The following is a 20,277-nucleotide window of genomic DNA, read 5'->3' as shown; positions in this document are numbered from 1 at the left end:
CATCTCCCTGATCGTTTTGGTTCGGACGATTTTTCGTCGTCTTCTGGTGCGAAGGTTCGTCTAGCTAAAAGTTCCTGCCCGTGCGCTTCGACGTAGGCGGCAAGGCCCAGCGTGTGGTCGCGCGCGCGCTTCTCGGCGAGTTCGGTGTCGCGTGCTTCCAGCGCTTCGATGATGGCAAGATGTTCGGGCAGCGAGGTCGCGGTGCGATCCTTGCGTCCGATGGTCAATTGCCGGTAGCCGCGCACATGCAGCAGGAGATCGTTGGTCAAATCGACCAGCACCGGCGATTCTGAAAGCGAGATCAGCGCCTGATGGAACGCGATGTTGGCCTTGGAGTATTCCTCGACATGATCCTGCGGCAGCCGGTCCTTGCCAAAATCCTTGAAGAAATCGCGCAGCGCGGTGATGTCCTTCTTGCGCGCGGTGGTCGTGATGAGGCGCGCCGCCATGCTCTCGAGAGCGGCCCAGGCGCGGATCATGTCGACGATCTCGGTCTTGGTGCGGCGGACCACGACGATGCCTCGACGCGGCACGGTTCTGACGAAGCCATCCTGTTCCAGCATCGCGATGGCTTCGCGAATAGGGGTGCGGCTTACGCCGAGGCGTTCGGACAGCGCGCGCTCGTCGAGCATCACTTGCTCGGGTGTCGCATAGATATCCATCTTGAGAATAGCTTCCTTCAAGGCCTCGTAGGCCTTGTTCTTGAAGCTCGTCTCGGGCGCAATCCGGACGATTGCGATATCTGCCTCAGCCATGACAGGCGGCGCCTTGGTTTGTTTACGTGCGGGCACGACTCGTCTCCTCCCTGTTTTGGAGACGTCTTCTTAGCAGAAGAAACACCCGAAGATTTTTGGCATACCAAATACCAGGATGTCAAGGTGCCCGTGTTTTCGCTGTTTCTGCGCGATAGTTTGTCTTGACAATCTAATCTCTGGCATACCAAATGCCATAAAACTAGCCCCAGGAGGAAGCCAATGTCAAATTCTGCAGATGCGGCCCGCAAGATCGCCGGGCCCAGCGCCCAAGAGGCTGTCCGCCGGGTGCTCGATACGGTGAAAGCCGAGAAGCGCACGAGCCTTACCGCGCCGGAAGGCAAGGTGGTGTGCGATGCCTATGGCATCCCGGTTCCCAAAGAAGGCGTGGCCAAGTCTGCCGCTGATGCATCCAAGATCGCATCCAGCATGGGCTTCCCGGTGGTGATGAAAATCGTCTCGCCGGACATTCTCCACAAGACCGAAGCCGGCGGCGTCATGGTCGGGATCAAGACGGCGGCCGATGCCGAGAAGGCCTATGACACCATTCTCGCCAATGCGAAGAAGTATAAGGCCGATGCCAAGATCGAGGGCATCCAGGTCCAGCAGATGCTGGCCGGCGGCACCGAGGTCATCGTCGGCTCCATTACCGATACGTCGTTCGGCAAGCTTGTCGCCTTCGGCCTCGGCGGCGTGCTGGTCGAGGTGCTGAAAGACATCACCTTCCGCTTGGCGCCCGCGACCAAGGACGATGCGCTGTCGATGCTCGACGGCATCCAGGCCCATGACATGCTGAAGGGCGTGCGCGGTGGCGATCCGGTCAGCCGCGATGCGCTGGCTGACGTCATCGTCAAGGTCTCGCAGCTCGTCAGCGATTTCCCCGAAATCGTTGAACTCGATCTCAATCCGGTATTCGCCACCAAGAAGGACGCGATTGCCGCCGACGTGCGCATCGTCGTCGATTTCGACTACAAGCCGCGTCCGGCGCCGCGCCCGACCGAAGAAATCGTCACTGCGATGAACCGCATCATGCAGCCGAAGGGTGTTGCCGTGATCGGCGCCTCCGCCGAGGACGGCAAGATCGGCAACTCCGTGATGAAGAACCTGATCAACGGCGGCTACAAGGGCGAGATCTATCCGATCCACCCGAAGGCTGCCGATATTCTCGGTTACAAGGCCTACAAGAGCGTCAAGGATGTTCCGGGCGTAATTGACACCGCAGTGTTCGCGATCCCCGCAAAATTCGTTGCCGGCGCGCTGGCCGAATGCGGCGAGAAGAAAATTCCAGGTGCCGTGCTGATTCCGTCGGGCTTTGCCGAAGCCGGCGCACCGGAATTGCAGGCCGAGATCGTCGAGGTCGGCAAGAAATACAACATCCGCCTGATGGGGCCGAACATCTACGGCTTCTATTATACGCCGGCCAATCTCTGCGCCACGTTCTGCACCGCCTATGACGTCAAGGGTTCGGCAGCGCTGTCGTCGCAGTCCGGCGGCATCGGCATGGCGATCATCGGTTTTTCGCGCTCGGCCAAAATGGGCGTCTCCGCGATCGTCGGTCTCGGCAACAAGTCCGATATCGACGAGGACGATCTGCTCGCCTTCTTCGAACAGGATCCGAACACCGCGATCATCGCGCAGCACTGCGAAGACCTGAAGGACGGCCGCGCCTTTGCGGAGGCTGCCAAGCGCGTCGCCAAGAAGAAGCCGGTGGTGGTGCTGAAGGCGGGCCGCACCTCGGCCGGTGCGAAGGCGGCATCCTCTCATACCGGCGCGCTTGCCGGCAACGACAAGATCTACGAGGACGTGTTCGCGCAGTCGGGCGTGATCCGCGCCCGCAGCTTGCGGCAATTGCTCGAATTCGCGCGCGGCGTGCCGGTGCTGCCGACGCCGAAGGGCGAGAACATTCTGATCATCACCGGTGCGGGCGGCTCGGGCGTGCTGCTGTCGGACTCGGTCGTCGATAACGGCCTGTCGCTGATGACGATGCCGCCGGACCTCGATGCCGCGTTCAGAAAATTCATCCCGCCGTTCGGCGCGGCCGGAAATCCTGTGGATATCACCGGCGGCGAGCCGCCGATCACCTATGTCAACACGGTGAAGCTCGGCCTGTCGGATGAGCGTATCCACGCGCTGATCCTCGGCTACTGGCACACCATCGTGACGCCGCCGATGGTGTTCGCCCGCAATATGGTCGAGGTGAAGAAGGAGATGGAGGCCAAGGGCTTTGTGAAGCCGATCGTCGCCTCGCTCGCCGGCGACGTCGAGGTCGAGGAGGCCGCCGAATATCTCTACCAGAACGGCATCCCGGCCTATGCCTATTCGACCGAACTGCCGGTCGAGGTGCTGGGCGCCAAGTACAAGTGGGCACGCGGCGCGGGCTTGCTCTGAGCTTATCAACGATAAGTGCCGCTTCAGAAGCTCTCCGAAGCGGCATTTTGTCCAACGAATAACAACAAGCGGACATTCGCCGTTCGACGCGCTGGCACTCTGACTGATTGATGGATGCAGGTCGCGATGAGAAAAGACGTGATCCGGCGCAAGGCGGTCGAGCCGCGATCCACCGTGGATCAGGACACCGACGTTCGCGACAGCGGCGTCCAGTCCGTCGATCGCGCGCTTTCGATCATTGAAACGCTGGCTGAAGACGACGAAGGCTATCGCCTGAGCGATCTCGCCATCCGCACGGGACTTTCGACCTCGACCGTGCATCGCCTGCTCGGGACGCTGGAAAGCCGCCGCTTCGTGCAGTTCGACCGCACCGAATCGAAATGGCACGTCGGCACGCGTGCCTTCACGGTGGGAGCAACCTTCGCCCGCCGCCGCAATTTCACGGCACAGGCGATGCCATACCTGCGCAAGCTGCGTGACCTGACGCGGGAGACGGCAGATCTCGCCGTCGTCGACGACGAATTCATCATCGTGCTGACGCGCATGGAAAGCCGCGAAATCATGCGTTCGCTGACCAAGGTCGGCGGCCGTGTCGCGATGGTCGCCTCCGGCGTCGGCAAGGCGGTGCTCGCGACCTATTCCAACGAGGACGTCAGCGCGATCATCCATCATCACGGCATGCCGCGGTTGACCGAAAAATCGATCGTGCGGCCGAGCGATCTGTTCAAGGAGCTCGAAAAAATCCGCCGCCAGGGTTTTGCGATCGACGACGAGGAAGCCTGCATGGGCCTGCGCTGCATCGCCGCCGTGGTCTACAACGACTGCGCCGAGCCATTGGCCGCGATTTCCGTCTCGGGCATGACCAGCCGCCTGACGGATGAGCGCCTGCCGATGTTGGGGCAGACGGTGAGGGAAGTCGCGGCGGAGCTGACGGTCGCGCTCGGCGGCGTGATGCCGGGGACGAAGGCCGGCTGAGCCTTGGCCGCGCGTGGCGCAGCCATAAGCAATCCATGATTGCCGCATGGCACGGCTCCGCTTTTGATACAGAGCCGCCACTTGGCCGAAATATCCGATCCGCTAGACTGTCCTCCAACGGAAACAAGATCAGGGGGAAGCATGGCGCGCAAGATCGCAATCGTCGGAGCTGGCGCCGTTGGCGGGTATGCCGGCGCCCACATGGTGCAGGCGGGCGAGGACGTCACGTTCATCGATCCATGGCCCGAGCACGTCGAGCACATGCGAAAGCACGGGCTGCGCGTCACCCACGCGATGGATGTCGCGGAATTCTCGGTGCCCGTGCGCGCGCTTCACGTCACGGATGCGCAGCGGCTCGCCAAGGAGAAGCCGGTCGACATCGCCTTCGTCTGCATGAAATCCTACGACACCGCCTGGGCCACCATGCTGATCCAGCAATATCTGGCGCCGGACGGCTATGTCGTCTCGCTGCAGAACTGCATGAACGAGGAGACGATTGCCGGCATCGTCGGCTGGGGCAAGACGCTCGGCTGCATCGCCAGCAGCATCACGGTGAACCTGCCTGAGCCCGGTCACATCCACCGCGGCGCCGGCAAGGGCGGGGCGGCGCATACGGTGTTTCGCGCCGGCGAGGTGCACGGCCGGATCACGCCGCGGGCGGAAGAGGTCCGCCGCCTGGTCGGCTATTCCGACAGCGCCAAGGTGACGGAGAATCTCTGGGGTGAGCGCTGGTCGAAATTGGTTGCCAACGTCATGGGTAATGGGCTCTCCGCCTGCACCGGCTTGCCGGGCGCCGAAATCCTGCAAAGCGAGCCGCTGCGCCGCTTCTCCACCCGGCTCGGCAGCGAAGCGATCCGCGTTGGCCAAGCGCATGGCTATCAACTGGAAGAGATATTGCATCTGACGCCCGAGATGATCGCGCGCGCCGGCGAGGGCGACGAGGAAGCCATGCGCGTCTGTGACGAGCAGCGCTTCAAGGACTCAAAGCGCACGTCTTCCCAGCAGCGCCCCTCGATGGGTCAGGATATGCAGAAGGGCCGCCGCACCGAGATCGAGTTCCTCAACGGTTTTGTCGTGCGCGAGGGCGAGAAACTCGGCATCGCCTGCACTGCAAACGCCGCACTGACGGATATCGTCAAGCGCGTCGAGCGCGGCGAACTGAACCCCGATCCGCGGCACATCACGGAATTGCGGATGAACTGAGCGGCCAGCGTCGTCTAGTTGACGGGCCCGCCGCGACCTAAATGCTCCATCTCCGGCTCGACCCTCGTTATCCCGGTCATTCGATTGATCATGATCGTGATGACCCACAGAACGATGCCCACCCCGATCAGGACGCCGGCGACCCGGTACTGAACGGGGTCACGGCCGGTCCAGGGACTGGCGAGGAAAGCGCAAAACACAGCGCCCAGGATCGGCAGAATGGTCGGCGTGCGAAAATGCTGATGACTTACAGAATCGCGCCGAAGCACCAGCACCGCAACGTTAACCACCGTGAAAACGCATAGCAAAAGCAGCGCGGTGGTGCCTCCGAGTGCCGGCACCTCACCGACGAACGTGATCAGGGCAAACGCCAGCAAGGTCGTGAAGCCGATGGCGACATAAGGCGTCCGCCGCATCCTGTGTACTCTCCCGAGAGCTGGCGGAAGCACATGCTCGCGGCTCATGCCATACACAAGGCGGCTGGCCATGAGCATATTGATGAGAGCGGTATTGGCCACGGCAAACATGGTGATGAATCCAAAGATCCAGATCGGAAAATTTGGCGCGCCCTGTTGGACGACCTTCAGAAGGGGTGTTTCGCCTTCGCCCAATTGCTCCGGCGCCACCAGGGTGATTGCCGAGACCGAGACAAGGACATAGATGAGACAGGTAATCACAAGGCCTGCAAGCAGCACCTTTGGAAAGTGACGACTTGGATCCTTGCATTCCTCGGCCATGTTGACCGAATCCTCGAAGCCTACCATGGCAAAGAATGCGAGCGTGGTCGCGGCAATCACCGGCCAGAACATGCCGCCGTCAGCGGTCGAACGAAACTGAATGACACGCGAGACATCGCCCTGGCCCAACCCGATCGCCCAAAGGCCGATCACGATGATGATCAGCAGTCCCGTCAGCTCCACACAGGTGAGAACGACGTTCGCTTTCAGACTTTCGCCAACACCGCGGAAATTGACCGCGGCAACGACTGCCATGAAAGCGAGACCGGTAATCGTGATGGCAAGGGCCGATAGGTTGAGGCCCATTGCGTTCGACATGTTCGCGGCGAAAGCCCGGGAAGCGGTCGACGCCGAGGTGATACCCGAGCACATCACCGCAAATGCAACGATGAAGGTGACGAAATGGATGCCAAAAGCCTTGTGAGTGTAGAGCGCCGCGCCCGCAGCTTTTGGATATTTCGTGACCAGTTCGAGATAGCTAAACGCGGTCACAAGGGCGACCACAAACGCAACCACAAAAGGCAGCCATACGACACCGCCGACCTGCTTCGCCACCTGGCCTGTGAGCGCATAAATTCCGGTGCCGAGAATATCGCCGACGATGAACAGCAAGAGCAGCCAGGGGCCCATGACCCTACGAAGGCTCGGTTCGGCGGCGATTGATTGAGCACCGGCGTTCATCGGGACATCGGTCATCGCACGTCCTTTTTATCGGTGGCGCCAGCACAGTCTACTGGTAGTTGAAGGCCTTGTGCAATAATTCTGCTTGGGGGTTCGGCAGTGCGAAATCGCTGATATCCGGAACCATTGCCAGCCGCAGGCATTCAATTGGCTGGTCGAAGCGGATCTCGGGAGGGCTTGATATGCGATTGATCACATCAACGGCGATACTGGTCCTATCGGTACTTCCTGCGTTCGCCGATCGCGCGGTCACCGAAGACGAGCGCGTAAAACTTGTCGCTGCGGCTCAAGCAGAGGGATGCTCAGGCGGCAAGCTCGAGATGGATGAAGACGACCAGCAGTTTGAGGTCGATGACGCCGTCTGCGCGGACGGCAAGAAGTATGATCTCAAGTTCGATATGCAGATGAAGTTGAAGCGGAAGAATCTGGACTGAGTTCGGACGCCAAATCCTCCTCGCAACGGCGTCCTCACAGGCTTTCCACCACGTTCGTGAACCAAGCGCCTGATTTGTCGCGTACTTTTTACTCCCTTCCACTCCGCGGGAAATAAAATCGCCCGCGTTGAGATTGCGTCTCACGGCCACGAAGATCGCCGCCAGAGCCAACACTGGTGAGCGAGGCGCGACATGGCGAAGATGCGGGCGATCGATGCGGCTGTGCGGATCCTGGAGAAGGAAGGCGTGACCATCGCCTTCGGTGTTCCCGGTGCGGCGATCAACCCGCTTTACTCCGCGCTCAAGAAGCGCGGCTCGATCGGGCACATTCTGGCGCGCCATGTCGAGGGTGCCTCGCACATGGCCGAGGGCTATACCCGCGCCAAGGCGGGCAACATCGGCGTCTGCATCGGCACCTCGGGTCCGGCCGGCACCGACATGATCACCGGGCTTTATTCGGCGATCGCGGATCTCGATCCCGATTTTGTGCATCACCGGGCAGGCGCCGCGGGCGCGGCTCTACAAGGAAGACTTTCAGGCCATCGATATCGAATCGATTGCAAAACCCGTGACGAAATGGGCGGTGACCGTGCGCGAGCCGGCGCTGGTGCCACGCGTGTTCAGCCAGGCGTTTCACGTCATGCGTTCGGGCCGTCCCGGTCCCGTGTTGATCGACCTGCCGCTCGACGTGCAGCTTGCGGAAATCGAGTTCGACGACGAGACCTATGAGCCGCTGCCGGTCTACAAGCCGGCGGCGACCCGCAAGCAGATCGAGAAGGCGCTCGACATGCTCAATGCGGCGGAGCGGCCGCTGATCGTGGCGGGTGGCGGCGTCATCAATGCCGACGCGTCCGAACTGCTGGTGCAGTTCGCCGAGACGGTCAACGTCCCCGTGGTGCCGACCTTGATGGGGTGGGGCGCTATTCCCGACGATCACGTGCTGATGGCGGGCATGGTCGGCTTGCAGACCAGCCACCGCTACGGCAACGCAACCATGCTGCAATCCGACTTCGTGCTCGGCATCGGCAACCGCTGGGCCAACCGGCATACCGGCTCGATCGAGACCTACACCAAGGGTCGCAAATTTGTGCATGTCGATATCGAGCCGACGCAGATCGGACGCGTGTTCAATCCCGATTTCGGCATCGTCTCCGACGCCAAGGCGGCGCTGGAATTGTTCGTCTCGGTCGCAAAGGAGTGGCGCAAGGCCGGCAAGCTGAGGGAGCGGCAGGCATGGCCGGCGGCGTGCCAGGACCGCAAGCGCACGATGCTGCGCAAGAGCCATTTCGACGACATGCCGATCAAGCCGCAGCGCGTCTATGAGGAGATGAGCAAGGCGTTCGGGCGTGACACCTGCTACGTCAGCGTGATCGGATTGTCGCAGATCGCCGGCGCGCAATTCCTCGGTGTCTACGGTCCGCGCAACTGGATCAATGCGGGGCAGGCCGGCCCGCTCGGCTGGACATTGCCGGCGGCGCTGGGCGTGCGTGCGGCCGATCCGTCGCGCCAGATCGTTGCGCTGTCGGGCGATTACGATTTCCAGTTCCTGATCGAAGAGCTCGCGGTAGGCGCCCAGTTCAAGCTGCCCTACATCCACGTCGTCGTGAACAACTCCTATCTTGGGCTGATCCGCCAGGCGCAACGCGGTTTTGACATGGACTACCACGTCCAGCTTTCCTTCGAGAACATCAACGCACCCGAGATCGGGGTCTATGGCGTGGACCATGTCGCCGTCGCGCGGGGGCTCGGCTGCAAGGCGATCCGCGTTACCGATCCGAACCATGCGCAGGCGGCGTTCGCGACCGCGCGCGAATGGATGGCGGAATTCCAGGTGCCTGTCGTGGTCGAATTCATTCTCGAGCGGGTCACCAACATCTCGATGGGCACCGAGATCGACAACATCATTGAGTTCGAGGAGGTGCTCGACCTGCCGCTGGACGACACGCCGGCCAAAGCGAGCGCGCCGCAATCCGGCAAGCTGCTGCCGGCATAACGCGAGGAGGATGAATCGTGCCGAAATTTGCCGCAAATCTCACCATGCTGTTCGGTGAGCAGCCGTTCCTCGAACGCTTTGCCGCCGCCAAGGCGGCGGGATTTAACGGGGTCGAGTATCTATTCCCGTACGATTTCGACAAGGCCGATCTGCGCGAGCAGTTGCACCAGCACGGCCTGACGCAGGTGCTGCACAATCTCCCCGCCGGCAACTGGGCAGCCGGCGAGCGCGGCATCGCCATCCTGCCTGATCGCGTCGACGAGTTTCGTGACGGCGTCGAACGTGCCATCGATTACGCCAAGGCGCTCGATTGCCGCCAGCTCAACTGCCTCGTCGGCATCGCGCCTGACGGCGCTGATGCGGTCGATCTCAACGAGACATTGATCGGCAATCTGCGCTTTGCGGCAGACGCGCTCGCCACGCAGCAGATCAAGCTCCTGATCGAGCCGATCAACACGATCGACATCCCCGGCTTTTTCCTGAACAAGACCGTACAGGCGCTTCAGCTCATTGCCGATGTGCGCTCGAGCAATCTGTTCGTGCAGTACGACATCTACCACATGCAGGTGATGGAAGGCGACATCGCGCGAAGCTTGCAAAAGCATCTGCCGCGCATCGCCCATGTGCAACTCGCCGACAATCCCGGCCGCAATGAACCGGGCACCGGCGAGATCAACTATCCCTTTCTGTTCCGCCATCTCGACGCTATTGGTTATCGCGGCTGGATCGGCTGCGAATACAAGCCGAGGACGACGACGGTCGAGGGCCTCGGTTGGCACGCGGCGCTGACGGCCGATACCTGAACAAGAAACGAAATAAGGGGAGTTGAAATGATCGATATCGGCTTTATCGGCCTCGGCACCATGGGGCGCCCGATGGCGGGCCATCTGCAGGCCGCCGGCCATCACCTGTTCCTGCACGATGTCGGACCCATCGCACCGGAGCTGGTTGGGGCGGGCGGCGAGGTCTGCAAATCGGGCAAGGAAGTCGCCGAGAAGGCCGACGTCGTCATCATCATGGTGCCTGACACGCCGCATGTGGAGGCGGTCTTGTTCGGGAAGAACGGCGTCGCCGAGGGGCTCTCCAAGGGGCAAATCGTCGTTGACATGAGTTCGATCTCGCCGCTCGCCACCAAGGAATTTGCCAAGAAGGTGGAGGCGCTCGGCGCCGATTATCTCGACGCACCGGTCTCCGGTGGCGAGGTCGGCGCCAAGGCGGCGAGCCTCACCATCATGGTCGGCGGACCGGAGCGAGCGTTCAACGCGATGAAGCCCGTGTTCGACAAGATGGGCAAGAACGTCACCCTGGTCGGCGGCAATGGCGACGGGCAGACCACCAAGGTCGCCAACCAGATCATCGTGGCGCTGACGATCGAGGCGGTCGGCGAGGCGCTGTTGTTTGCATCGAAGGCCGGCGCGGATCCAGCGCTGGTGCGCAAGGCGCTGATGGGCGGCTTCGCATCGTCGCGCATTCTCGAAGTGCATGGCGAGCGTATGGTGAAGCGTAATTTCGAACCGGGCTTTCGCATCGAGCTGCACCAGAAGGATCTCAACCTGGCGCTGGAGGGCGCGCGTGCGCTCGGCCTTTCGTTGCCGAGCACCGCGCTGGCCCAGCAATTGTTCAGCTCCTGTACCGCTCATGGCGGCAAGGCATGGGACCATTCCGGAATGGTGCGCGCGCTTGAAATGATGGCGAGCCACGAGATCGCTAAAGCCTGATCTCTTGTACTCCCTGTGACTGGAACCGCGCCGAAGCACCGGCGCGGCCCTTTTTGCTGCCGCATTGGAACCGGAACTTTCGTACGCCTCCCGTGGTTGAGACACATCATCAATTTACTGGAGCACGTGATGAATAATCGTTTGGCCGTTTCACTGATTGCTGCTTCGTTGCTGACCTCTGGCGCGGCATTCGCTCAATCGACAACCGCGCAAGGTGCCGCGGACGGCGCCGCCGCGGGCGCTGAAGTCGGTGGCCCGGTCGGCGCGATCGTCGGCGGCACAGTGGGTGCTGCGCTCGGCGCGGCCGTGGAAATTCCGAACGCCGTGATCAATTCGGTCCCGCGAGACCGTTCTGTCGTGGTTCGTGAGCATGTGGTGGTGGGCGAGCCATTGCCGCCGACCGTCCAACTGCGCACGGTGCCGCGGTACAGTGAATACCGCTATGCGGTGGTCAACGATCGTCGCGTGATCGTGGAGCCGCGCACGCGCAGGATTGTGAGGATCCTCGACTAGCGAACGTAGCTCTTACTGAGCCATCCTCGCGGGCGATCGTCCCGCGAGGATTTTTTGTCACGATGCGCTATGGCGCGATCGCCTGATCTTCCAGTCGAGCGCTGCAGCAGCCGCCAATCCGAGCGATGCCGCCAGCGCGTCTACTACAAAGTCTTCCAGCCGTGCGTGCCGGCCAGGCGCCCAGAATTGCAGAATTTCGATCAGGCCGGTGAAGGCAATGACGAAGGTCGTCGTGCGTGACCGGTTGTGCGTGTAGGCAAGCCCGAAGGCGATCCCGAGGAGCACGAAGGCAAGCGCGTGCTCTCCGTTCTGTCCGATGTCTAAGTGCGGCCGCTGTCCCGCCGGCCCGAGCGTCGCGTAGGCGATGGCGGCGGCAAGGCCCAAGGCGATAAGTCGTAGGATGATCGTCATCGGGACGGCATAGCACAAATTCCGTACTGGCCATCCCATGCAGGCGGAACTGGCGGTGTCTGTGGTTAATTGGCCGAGCGTCATTCCGGGACGCTCGGAGGGCGAACCAAGGGGGCGGATCCTAGTTCGATGCTTCGCATCGCCCCGGAATGACGGTTGCCCGCTCAGAGCGGCTCCCGTACGCCCATTCCGTGCATGAAGCGCTCCCGGATCTGGACGGGATCGCGGCGGGTGGTGCCGACGCCTGGCTTGTCGTCGATGCGGACGCCGATCAGCGCCGGGCCCGCGCCCGACATCGACTGCTCGATCAGGCGCTCGAAGTCCTCCTCGTCCGCCGCCCAGGCGCTGTTGGCGAGCCCGCTCGCGATCGCGATAGCGACGATGTCGGCCACGGCGGCACCCGGCGTCGCTTGTGCGCCGGTGATCTGGTAGATGCCGTTGTCCATCACGACCATGGTGAGATTTTTGGGCGCCAATGTCGCGATCGTCGAGAGCGATCCCAGTTGCATCAACAGCGAGCCGTCACCCTCGAGCGCGAACACGCGTCGATTCGGTTGCGCGAGCGCGACGCCAAGCGCGATCGGGAAGGCGAGACCCATGCTGCCGAGCATGTAGAAATTCTGCGGCCGGTGGCCGGCGGCCCACAGGTCGAAATTGGTGTTGCCGATGCCGCCGATCACGGCTTCCTCGTTCTTCAACTTCGCAATCAGCCGCGAAGTGAGATCGAAGCGGTTCATGACCTTGGTATTGCGGGCAGGGGTATCGCTGTTCATGAGGTCGCTCACTTGTCGAACACTTTGCCGCCGGTCAGAAGCGGCGAGAGGATCAGCGCCACCGGTGCCTGCGTGGCGATGGCCTGCTTGATGGAGCGGTCGACGATGAATTCGAGCTCGTCGAGTCTCGTCGCGGTGTGATGCTCCATCGCCAGCGAGTCCAGCACCGGCCGCATGGTGCGGCACACCAGCGACTGGCCGTAGTTGAATTCGCCTAGCGTGCCGCGTTCGGACACGAACATGATTAGCGGGATCTGATATGGCACGGCCAGCGACGCCAGCACGTTCGCGAGCGTTGCAAATCCCGAAGTCTGCATCAGCACTGCGCCACGCATGCCGGCCATCCAGGCGCCGGAGACGATGCCGACCGCTTCCTCTTCGCGTGCCGCGGGGAAGGTGGTGAAGAAGGGATCGGCGTGCAGGTTCCTGATCAGCGTCGTCAGGACGCGGTCGGGCACATAGGGGACGAGGCGAATGTCGTTGCGCTTGAGGGATTGCAGCACGATACCGTGCCAGCTCTTCTCAGAGGGGCTGCTCTCGGAAGTACTCCTTTCGGAAGTGCTCTTCTCGGAAGTGCTTTTCTCGGAAGTACCTGGCGAGGTTTTTTCCTCTGCAACCGCCATTTTGGTCTCCCTTTGCCGCGCCGATTTTCGCTGGCGTTCATCCTTGGAGCGGCGAAACTTGACGCCGTGAGCGAGATTGTCAACATGTTCCGATCGTATCCTGCTCTGCGCTGCGCGCCGCTACATCAGGCATGCGACGATGTGAGATAAGCAAGAAAAGATTTCGGGAGGGGATGCCCATGGCTAGATTCGTCCGGACTGCCGCCGACGCGGTCCCGCCCGTCCTCCCGCCCAGACCTATTCCCTGATCGGCTCCCGCCAAACCCAACAAGCCTGCGCTCTTCCGAACCGAAAGTTGCCAAGGAAAATGACCGTCAACAACAAGCGCGTGTTCTACGTCAAATACCTCGCCCACGAGATCTATGTCGATATCATCAAAGCGCGTGCCGACGTGCGGCTCGACCGGCTGGAGAATGACAGCCCGGATGCGATCGCAGCGCCGATCTTGTCGGCAGCGCATGCCTATCAGGTCGGCGCGGCGCGCGACGAGATCGCCAGGCATTTTCACGTCGATCAGGATCTGTTGCGGCGAGCGCCGAACCTCCTGATCGTCTCCTCGAACGGCGCGGGTTTCGATCCCGTCGACGTCGATGCCTGCACGGCGGCCGGCGTGCTCGTCGTCAACCAGTCCGGCGGCAACGCCAATTCGGTCGCCGAACATGCGCTGGGGATGATGCTGACGCTGTCCAAGCGCATCCTCGAATCCGACCGCGCGCTGCGCCGCCAGGCCAATGTCAACCGCAACGCGCTGATCGGCAACGAGGTGCAAGGCAAGACGGTCGGCATCGTCGGGATCGGCAATGTCGGTCGCCGTATCGCCGAGCTCTGCAACGGCCTGCTGCATATGAAGGTGATCGCTTACGATCCCTATCTGACCGCGGAAGAAATCGCCGCCCGCGGTGGCGAAAAGGTCGAGCTTCACGATCTGATGCGCCGTTCGGATTTCGTCTCGATCTCCTGTCCCTTGACCAAGGACAATCGCCGCATGATCGGCGCCCGCGAGTTCGCGCTGATGCAGCCGCACGCCTTCTTCGTCACCACGGCGCGCGGCTTCATTCACGACGAGGAAGCGCTGTACGAGGCGTTGCGCGACAAGCGGATTGCGGGAGCCGGCCTCGACGTCTGGGACAAGGAGCCCCCGCCGCCGGAGCACCCGCTGCTGCAGTTCGACAATGTGCTGGCGAGCCCGCACACAGCCGGAGTCACCAAGGAAGCGCGCATCAATATGGGCCGGATCGCCGCCGAACAGATTCTCGATGCGCTCGACGGCAAGCGGCCGCCGCGAATCGTCAATCCCGAGGTGTGGCCCGACTACGCCAAGCGCTTCGAGCGGACGTTCGGGTTCGCGCCGAAATAGGCCATCACCTCCGCGAGGGAAGATCCACGATGGCCGAGCCGGCAGATCGCTTTTACGAGTCGCAGGGGCTGCGGTTGCATTATGTCGACTGGGGCAACGTATCAGCGCCGCCTCTGATCCTGGTCCATGGCGGGCTCGATCATTGTCGCAACTGGGATGCGATAGCGCGGGACCTGCAGCCGCATTTCCATATTATGGCGCCGGACCTGCGCGGGCACGGCGATTCCGAATGGGCGAAGGGAAGCAGATACAGCCTGGCTGACAACGTCTACGACATGACCCGGCTGATGCGCTTTGCGGGGCTGCAGGAAGCGGCGATTGTCGGCCACTCGATGGGCGGCATGGTCGCGTTGGCCTATGCCGGCACCTATCCGCAAAAGGTCTCGCGCCTCGTCGTGCTGGATGGCGCGTTCCTGTCGGACTCGCAGCCTGCGCCGATCGCCGAGCAGATGTCGCGCTGGATCGACCAGCTCGATCGCATCTCGGAGCATCAAGAGAGCACGTTCCGGACGATCGAGGAGGCGGCAAAGCGGTTGTCCACGCGCAACAAGCGGCTGACGCCGGCGCTGGCGCTGCATCTTGCCAGCCATGGCGTTCGGAAAGGCGCCGACGGCCTCTATCGCTGGAAGTTCGATCATTATCAGCGGGCGAGGGCGCCATACCGGCTGTCGCCGGAGGACTACATCGCTCTGTGGTCGCGCATCACCTGTCCGACCCTGTTGATGTGGGGCGACGAAAGCTTTCTGCCCGATTCCGCCGGCCTGCTCGCGCATTTCAAGACTGCCGAACTGCAGAAAATTGGGGGCGCCGGGCACTGGTTGCACCATGACCGGCTCGATGTGGTCCTGGCATCGTTGCGACGGTTTCTTGATGCGCCGCAGCCGGCTCAAGCACGGTGAGATAGCGGAATAACCGGGCTCTGAGGTCAGAGTCCGCGGAGAAAATTTCATCCGCCGGCAGGTCGATCGCGGCAATAATTCCACTGTCGGACGGCTTCCCGACGAAGCGGGCGTTGCTATTTTCCCCGACATCTCGACTGGTCTGCCGCTTGGGACCATTTTCTCTGTACGCCTTGCCCCCCGGCGCACATGGAAGACGAAGAGATGCGACAGGTTCGTTCATTGCTGAGCAGCGCGTCCGCCCGGATCGGGCGTCGGCTTTCCCAGATCGTGGCCATTGCCGCCGCCAGCCTGCCGTCCGCCGGCGCTTGAGACGCAGGCGTCCTTCACTGCTCCGAAATCACGTCTAACGCTGCTGTCAGCGCCTGATCGAGGCGCTGGACGAGCAGGTCCTCAATAGCCCCGTTCACGGTCGATGGAGTGCGGTGGACGCCGGCCGGCCCGTATCGCGTCCGCCGTCGCGCGAAACGTCGCGCCGATCGCTTCCACGCTCACCTCGCAGGCATCGTGCGGCGTGACGACGATGCGAGGATGCCGCCAGAACGGATGCCGCGGCGCCAGTGGCTCGGTTGCGAAGACATCGAGCGCAGCGCCGGCCAATTGCCCGTCCTCCAGTGCGGCAAGCAGATCGGCCTCGACCAGATGTTCACCGCGGCCGACCTGGATCAGGTAGCCGCCGCGACACATTCGGGCGAATGTCGTGCGGTTGAGGATGCCTTTTGTCTCCGGCGTCAGTGGCAGCAGGTTCACGAGGACCTCGGTCTGGCCGAGCATGGCTTCGAGGCCCGCGGCGCCGTCGAAGCCGCGGATGCCCTGCGGCGTCGGCTTTGCGGTCCGGCTCCACGCCATGACGGGGAAGCCAAGCAAGGCAAGATCGGCGGCGACACGGCGGCCGATTTCGCCAAAGCCCAAAATGCCGACCGGCACGTCCTGCGCCCGGCGCTGGCCGAGACGGTGCCAGCGTTCCTCGCGCTGCTGCGCCTGATAGGTTGCAAAGCGCCGCTGATGACCGATCACGTGCCAGGCAACGAAGCCCGACATCATCTGCGCCTGCGCCGGATCGACGACACGGATCACGTCCACGTCGGGCCGCAGGCTGGGACACGCCAAAATGTTGTCGACGCGGGCGCCGATCGAGCACACGGCCTGCAGGTTGGGGTAGCGCTCGAAGGCGTCATCCGGCGGGTGCCAGGCCACCGCCAGCCGGACGTCCGTTGCCGGACCGTCGTGGGGGTGGCTGACGATTTCGATGCGGTCGGCGGCGCGCATGAATTGCGGACCGAGATAGAAGCGGAGATCGAGGCTTTTGCTGACGAGAACACAACGCATCGTTCAAGCGGCCTTGTTCATGCTGCCTCGTTCATGCAGCCTTGGACGACGACGTTTGCCCGGGTACCGCGGAAAGCAGCTCGCGCGTGTAGGCGTGCTCGGGGGCCGCGAACAGGAGCGATGCGGATTTAAGCTCGACGATCGCGCCTTGCTGCATCACGGCGATGCGGTCGCAAATCTGCGCGGCCACGCGCAGATCGTGCGTAATGAACAGCATCGAGAGGCCCAGCCGCGCCTTTAAATCTTCCAAGAGGTCCAGGACCTGTGCTTGCACGGATACGTCGAGCGCGGAAACGGCTTCGTCGGCGACCAGGATTTCCGGGTCGAGCGCGAGCGCCCGCGCAATTCCGATGCGCTGGCGCTGCCCGCCGGAGAATTCGTGCGGAAAGCGCTCCATCGCGCTCGCATTGAGGCCGACGAGGCCGAGCAATTCACCGGCCCGTTTTTCGCGCTGCCGCCGGATCGATGCCATGTGCAATCGGCCCGTCGGTGATGATGTTGCCGACTTTCCGGCGTGGATTGAGTGAGGCGAACGGATCCTGAAATACCATCTGGATGCGGCGGCGCTGCTCGCGCAGCGCCTTGCCGCCGATCCGGGTGAGGTCGACGTCGCCAATACGCACGGTGCCGGCGTCCGGCTCGATCAGCCGCATCACGAGGCGGGCGACGGACGATTTTCCCGAACCGGATTCGCCGACCAGCCCAAGCGTCTCGCCGCGAAAAATGTCGAAGCTGACGTCCTTGGCGGCCTGCACGCGGCGCTCGCTGCGGAACCAGCCGCCGCCGCTGACATAAGTCTTGCCGAGCCCGATCACTTCCACCGCCTTATTGCGATCGGGCAGGGGCGTCCGCTGCGGCGGCTGCAGGGTTGGAACGGCGGCGAGCAATGCGCGGGTATAGGGATGTTGCGCACGCAACAGCACGTCGTCGGCGGTGCCTTGCTCGACCACCTTGCCGTGCTGAAGCACGACGACGCGATCGGCAATCTCGGCGACGACGCCGAAATCATGGGTGATGAACATGACGGCCATGTTGCGGCGGCGCTGCAGGTCGCGGATCAACTTGAGAATCTGCGCCTGTGTCGTGACGTCGAGCGCCGTCGTCGGCTCGTCGGCCACCAGCACGGCCGGCTCTAGTGCCAATGCCATAGCAATCATGGCACGCTGGCGCTGGCCGCCGGACAGTTGATGGGGATAGGCGCGCACCGCGCGCTCGGGATCGGGCAGACCGACTTCGCGGATCAAGGCGAGGGCCTTCTGCTGCCGCTCCTTCGGCGTCAATAGGCCATGCGCCTCGAACGTCTCGGCGATCTGCTCGCCGATGCGCATCAATGGATTGAGGGCCGTCATTGGCTCCTGGAACACCATCGCGATGCCGCGGCCGCGGAACGCCAGCCAATCCGCCGGGCTGAGCGACAAGAGGTTCTTTCCCTCGAACAGAATCTCTCCGGATTCTGCCGTCACCGTATCCGGCAGCAGCCCCATCAGCGCGTGGGCGCACATCGATTTGCCGGAGCCGGATTCACCGACCACGCAGAGGATTTTTCCGGCGGTGAGATCGAACGAAACGTCGTCCACGGCGTGGGCACGGTCGCCGCCCGGCGGCAGCGCCAGCTTCAGGTTCTTGACGACGACGGTCATGCTCAGCGGCCTCCCTTGGCGAGGCGAGGGTTGAGCGCGTCGTTGAGGCCTTCGCCGATCAGGTTCAGCGCCAGCACCGAAACCAGAATGGCGATGCCGGGGAATACCGTGATCCACCAGGCCTGACGGATCACGGTGCGGCCGGCGCCGACCATGTAGCCCCACGACATCAGGTTGGGGTCGCCGAGACCGAGAAAGGAGAGCGAGGACTCCAGCAGGATCGCGGTCGCGACCATCAGCGAGGCCAGGACGATGACGGGCGACAGCGCATTGGGCAGGATCTCGCGCCAGATGATCCACCAATTGGTCTGGCCGGTCACGACCGCCGCCTGGACGTATTCGCGCGTGCGCAACGACAGCACCTCGCCGCGCACCAGCCGTGCCACCGGCGGCCAGCTCACGATGGCAATGGCGGCCACGATCGAGACGATGGACGGTTGCATGATCGCGACGAGCACGATCGCGAGCGCAAAGCTCGGAACGGTCTGGAAAAATTCGGTGAACCGCATCAGGGCATCGTCGATCCTGCCGCCGAAATATCCGGCCACCGCGCCGAGCGGAATGCCGACCGCGAGCGACGCCAGCGTCGAGATCAGGCCGACCAGCAGCGAAACGCGCGCGCCATAGATGATACCTGCCATGACGTCGCGGCCGAGCGCATCAGTCCCGAGCGGAAAGTTGGCCAGCGTGAACGGCGGCAGGAACGGCCGCTGCACCATGCGCCACGGCGAGGTCGGAAACAGCAGCGGGCCAATCAGAGCGACAGTCACCGCAACGATGAGGATCGTGATGCCGATCATGCCGCCGGGATTGCGTAACAGCATTCGCGAAACCTGTTTCATGCGGCGAACTCGATGCGGGGATCGACGGAGCGATAGACGAGGTCCGTGATCAGGTTGAAGGCCAGCACCATGGCTGAGCAGACGACGAAGACGCCGAGCAACAGATTATAGTCGCGCTGCAGCAGCGCCTCGTACATCAGGCGGCCGATGCCGGGCCAGGCGAACACGGTTTCGGTCAGCACCGCGCCGCCGACCAGCGTGCCGGCCTGCAGGCCTGCGAGCGTGACCACCGGCAACAGCGCGTTGCGCAGCACGTGACGACGCTGGATCACGGCATCCGACAATCCCTTGGCGCGCGCGGTCTTGACGAAGTCGAGCCGGCTAACCTCCAGCATCGAGGCGCGCGTCATGCGGGCGTAGGTCGCCATGAAGAACAGCCCGATCGTCGTCGCCGGCAGGATCAGATGGGCGGCGACGTCGAGGACATGCGCAAGGCCGGTGTAGCCTGCGCCGACCGTTTCGTAACCAAAACTCGGCAGCCAATCCATCGTGACCGAAAACAACAGAATCGCCATCAACGCGACCCAGAACAGCGGGGTGGCGTAGAAGATCAGCGCCGCGACCGTAATCGCAGTGTCCGCCCAGGTGCCGGCAAAGCGCGCCGCCAATGCGCCGAACAGGATGCCGAACGCGAGCGAGATCGCAAACGCAGTGCCCGTCAGCAACAGCGTCGCCGGCAGGCGATCGAGGATCAGCTTCGAGACCGGCATCTGCTGGCGAAACGAGAATCCGAGATCGAGGCTGAGGATGCCTTTGACATAGAGAAACAGTTGCACCGGCAGCGGCTGGTCGAGGCCGAACTTTTCGCGGAGCTGGGCGATGAAGAGCTGGTCGCCCGCGCCGGCTTCGCCCGCCATCACCACCGCCGGATCGCCCGGCGCCATCCGGATCAGGAAGAAGTTCATGACGACAAGCGCGAGAAGAACGACGATAGCTTTCGCGATCCGCTGGGCGATGAAGGAGATCATGGGCTGTCGCTGGCGTTGGAGGCGCGGGTACCGTGGGCGTC

At 62.8% G+C, this 20,277-nt stretch carries 16 protein-coding genes and 3 pseudogenes; 10 read left to right on the top strand and 9 right to left on the bottom strand.

From position 1 onward, the window contains the following. Nucleotides 1–65: 65 nt before the first annotated feature. Nucleotides 66–755 (bottom strand): annotated as a pseudogene (locus ACFXS9_RS03150) (GntR family transcriptional regulator); the annotation flags it as partial. 219 nt (nucleotides 756–974) lie between these two features. On the opposite strand from ACFXS9_RS03150, the gene ACFXS9_RS03145 reads away from it, so the two are divergent. The 3 genes from ACFXS9_RS03145 (at nucleotide 975) to ACFXS9_RS03135 (ending at nucleotide 5,318) form a co-directional block, all read left to right on the top strand. Then, nucleotides 975–3,140 carry an acetate--CoA ligase family protein gene (locus tag ACFXS9_RS03145; RefSeq protein ID WP_392685070.1) on the top strand — a complete coding sequence of 722 codons (2,166 nt, stop codon included), beginning with the start codon at nucleotides 975–977 and terminating at the stop codon, nucleotides 3,138–3,140. Between the two features lie 126 nt (nucleotides 3,141–3,266). Next, complete coding sequence (locus ACFXS9_RS03140; protein WP_392685067.1) at nucleotides 3,267–4,115, top strand: IclR family transcriptional regulator; 849 nt, start codon at nucleotides 3,267–3,269, stop codon at nucleotides 4,113–4,115. Between the two features lie 141 nt (nucleotides 4,116–4,256). Beyond that, complete coding sequence (locus ACFXS9_RS03135; RefSeq protein WP_392685064.1) at nucleotides 4,257–5,318, top strand: ketopantoate reductase family protein; 1,062 nt, start codon at nucleotides 4,257–4,259, stop codon at nucleotides 5,316–5,318. A 14-nt stretch (nucleotides 5,319–5,332) separates the two neighbouring features. On the opposite strand, the gene ACFXS9_RS03130 is transcribed toward ACFXS9_RS03135, so the two are convergent. Beyond that, complete coding sequence (locus ACFXS9_RS03130; RefSeq protein ID WP_392685061.1) at nucleotides 5,333–6,751, bottom strand: APC family permease; 1,419 nt, start codon at nucleotides 6,749–6,751, stop codon at nucleotides 5,333–5,335. A gap of 44 nt (nucleotides 6,752–6,795) precedes the next feature. Here ACFXS9_RS03130 and ACFXS9_RS03125 point away from each other — a divergent pair, with 44 nt between their 5' ends. From ACFXS9_RS03125 to ACFXS9_RS03105, 5 genes and pseudogenes are all read left to right on the top strand, one after another. Further along, nucleotides 6,796–7,170, top strand: a complete 375-nt coding sequence (locus tag ACFXS9_RS03125) for a hypothetical protein (RefSeq protein WP_392685058.1) — start codon at nucleotides 6,796–6,798, stop codon at nucleotides 7,168–7,170. A gap of 192 nt (nucleotides 7,171–7,362) precedes the next feature. Continuing rightward, nucleotides 7,363–9,163: pseudogene (gene gcl, locus ACFXS9_RS03120) on the top strand (glyoxylate carboligase). Between the two features lie 17 nt (nucleotides 9,164–9,180). Further along, a complete protein-coding gene (gene hyi / locus ACFXS9_RS03115) occupies nucleotides 9,181–9,966 on the top strand; it encodes a hydroxypyruvate isomerase (protein ID WP_392685056.1) in 786 nt (261 codons plus the stop codon). Nucleotides 9,967–9,993: 27 nt separating this feature from the next. Continuing rightward, nucleotides 9,994–10,881 (top strand): 2-hydroxy-3-oxopropionate reductase, encoded by an 888-nt coding sequence (locus ACFXS9_RS03110; RefSeq protein ID WP_392685053.1) that lies wholly within the window; start codon nucleotides 9,994–9,996, stop codon nucleotides 10,879–10,881. A 129-nt stretch (nucleotides 10,882–11,010) separates the two neighbouring features. After that, nucleotides 11,011–11,394: a DUF1236 domain-containing protein gene (locus ACFXS9_RS03105; protein ID WP_392687223.1), complete on the top strand. Its 384-nt coding sequence runs from the start codon at nucleotides 11,011–11,013 to the stop codon at nucleotides 11,392–11,394. A gap of 57 nt (nucleotides 11,395–11,451) precedes the next feature. Here the strand turns inward: ACFXS9_RS03105 and ACFXS9_RS03100 are convergent, their stop codons facing one another. The 3 genes from ACFXS9_RS03100 to ACFXS9_RS03090 form a co-directional block, all read right to left on the bottom strand. Beyond that, nucleotides 11,452–11,805, bottom strand: coding sequence for a VanZ family protein (locus tag ACFXS9_RS03100; protein ID WP_392685050.1), 354 nt, complete (start codon nucleotides 11,803–11,805; stop codon nucleotides 11,452–11,454). Between the two features lie 164 nt (nucleotides 11,806–11,969). After that, on the bottom strand, nucleotides 11,970–12,578 hold the full coding sequence (locus ACFXS9_RS03095; protein ID WP_392685047.1) for a thiamine pyrophosphate-dependent enzyme: 609 nt from the start codon (nucleotides 12,576–12,578) through the stop codon (nucleotides 11,970–11,972). An 8-nt stretch (nucleotides 12,579–12,586) separates the two neighbouring features. After that, nucleotides 12,587–13,201 carry a decarboxylase gene (locus tag ACFXS9_RS03090; protein ID WP_392685044.1) on the bottom strand — a complete coding sequence of 205 codons (615 nt, stop codon included), beginning with the start codon at nucleotides 13,199–13,201 and terminating at the stop codon, nucleotides 12,587–12,589. A gap of 307 nt (nucleotides 13,202–13,508) precedes the next feature. On the opposite strand from ACFXS9_RS03090, the gene ACFXS9_RS03085 reads away from it, so the two are divergent. Both ACFXS9_RS03085 and ACFXS9_RS03080 read left to right on the top strand, forming a co-directional pair. Then, nucleotides 13,509–14,558: a hydroxyacid dehydrogenase gene (locus tag ACFXS9_RS03085; protein ID WP_392685041.1), complete on the top strand. Its 1,050-nt coding sequence runs from the start codon at nucleotides 13,509–13,511 to the stop codon at nucleotides 14,556–14,558. A gap of 29 nt (nucleotides 14,559–14,587) precedes the next feature. After that, nucleotides 14,588–15,457 carry an alpha/beta fold hydrolase gene (locus ACFXS9_RS03080; protein WP_392685038.1) on the top strand — a complete coding sequence of 290 codons (870 nt, stop codon included), beginning with the start codon at nucleotides 14,588–14,590 and terminating at the stop codon, nucleotides 15,455–15,457. Nucleotides 15,458–15,850: 393 nt separating this feature from the next. Here the strand turns inward: ACFXS9_RS03080 and ACFXS9_RS03075 are convergent, their stop codons facing one another. The 4 genes and pseudogenes from ACFXS9_RS03075 to ACFXS9_RS03060 form a co-directional block, all read right to left on the bottom strand. Next, nucleotides 15,851–16,786 carry a 2-hydroxyacid dehydrogenase gene (locus ACFXS9_RS03075; RefSeq protein ID WP_392685035.1) on the bottom strand — a complete coding sequence of 312 codons (936 nt, stop codon included), beginning with the start codon at nucleotides 16,784–16,786 and terminating at the stop codon, nucleotides 15,851–15,853. Nucleotides 16,787–16,817: 31 nt separating this feature from the next. After that, a pseudogene (locus tag ACFXS9_RS03070) lies at nucleotides 16,818–18,426 on the bottom strand (ABC transporter ATP-binding protein). 2 nt (nucleotides 18,427–18,428) lie between these two features. Continuing rightward, the gene (locus ACFXS9_RS03065) at nucleotides 18,429–19,268 is read right to left on the bottom strand and encodes an ABC transporter permease (RefSeq protein WP_392685032.1); all 840 of its coding nucleotides are present in this window, start codon (nucleotides 19,266–19,268) and stop codon (nucleotides 18,429–18,431) included. Next, nucleotides 19,265–20,236 carry an ABC transporter permease gene (locus ACFXS9_RS03060; RefSeq protein WP_065728257.1) on the bottom strand — a complete coding sequence of 324 codons (972 nt, stop codon included), beginning with the start codon at nucleotides 20,234–20,236 and terminating at the stop codon, nucleotides 19,265–19,267. Before ACFXS9_RS03060 ends, ACFXS9_RS03065 begins: the two co-directional genes overlap by 4 nt. Nucleotides 20,237–20,277: the final 41 nt, after the last annotated feature.

The sequence above is a fragment of the Bradyrhizobium sp. RDI18 genome (genome assembly GCF_043203335.1).
In the GTDB taxonomy this organism is placed as follows: domain Bacteria; phylum Pseudomonadota; class Alphaproteobacteria; order Rhizobiales; family Xanthobacteraceae; genus Bradyrhizobium; species Bradyrhizobium retamae.
The sequence above is the reverse complement of the archived record's forward strand: the minus strand, read 5'-3'. Positions and strand labels throughout refer to the sequence as shown.

Coding starts and splice junctions, on each gene's coding strand:
- ACFXS9_RS03145 (WP_392685070.1), top strand. CDS start 975: ATGTCAAATTCTGCAGATGCGGCCCGCAAGATCGCCGGGCCCAGCGCC.
- ACFXS9_RS03140 (WP_392685067.1), top strand. CDS start 3,267: ATGAGAAAAGACGTGATCCGGCGCAAGGCGGTCGAGCCGCGATCCACC.
- ACFXS9_RS03135 (WP_392685064.1), top strand. CDS start 4,257: ATGGCGCGCAAGATCGCAATCGTCGGAGCTGGCGCCGTTGGCGGGTAT.
- ACFXS9_RS03130 (WP_392685061.1), bottom strand. CDS start 6,751: ATGACCGATGTCCCGATGAACGCCGGTGCTCAATCAATCGCCGCCGAA.
- ACFXS9_RS03110 (WP_392685053.1), top strand. CDS start 9,994: ATGATCGATATCGGCTTTATCGGCCTCGGCACCATGGGGCGCCCGATG.
- ACFXS9_RS03105 (WP_392687223.1), top strand. CDS start 11,011: ATGAATAATCGTTTGGCCGTTTCACTGATTGCTGCTTCGTTGCTGACC.
- ACFXS9_RS03100 (WP_392685050.1), bottom strand. CDS start 11,805: ATGACGATCATCCTACGACTTATCGCCTTGGGCCTTGCCGCCGCCATC.
- ACFXS9_RS03095 (WP_392685047.1), bottom strand. CDS start 12,578: ATGAACAGCGATACCCCTGCCCGCAATACCAAGGTCATGAACCGCTTC.
- ACFXS9_RS03090 (WP_392685044.1), bottom strand. CDS start 13,201: ATGGCGGTTGCAGAGGAAAAAACCTCGCCAGGTACTTCCGAGAAAAGC.
- ACFXS9_RS03085 (WP_392685041.1), top strand. CDS start 13,509: ATGACCGTCAACAACAAGCGCGTGTTCTACGTCAAATACCTCGCCCAC.
- ACFXS9_RS03080 (WP_392685038.1), top strand. CDS start 14,588: ATGGCCGAGCCGGCAGATCGCTTTTACGAGTCGCAGGGGCTGCGGTTG.
- ACFXS9_RS03075 (WP_392685035.1), bottom strand. CDS start 16,786: ATGCGTTGTGTTCTCGTCAGCAAAAGCCTCGATCTCCGCTTCTATCTC.
- ACFXS9_RS03065 (WP_392685032.1), bottom strand. CDS start 19,268: ATGAAACAGGTTTCGCGAATGCTGTTACGCAATCCCGGCGGCATGATC.
- ACFXS9_RS03060 (WP_065728257.1), bottom strand. CDS start 20,236: ATGATCTCCTTCATCGCCCAGCGGATCGCGAAAGCTATCGTCGTTCTT.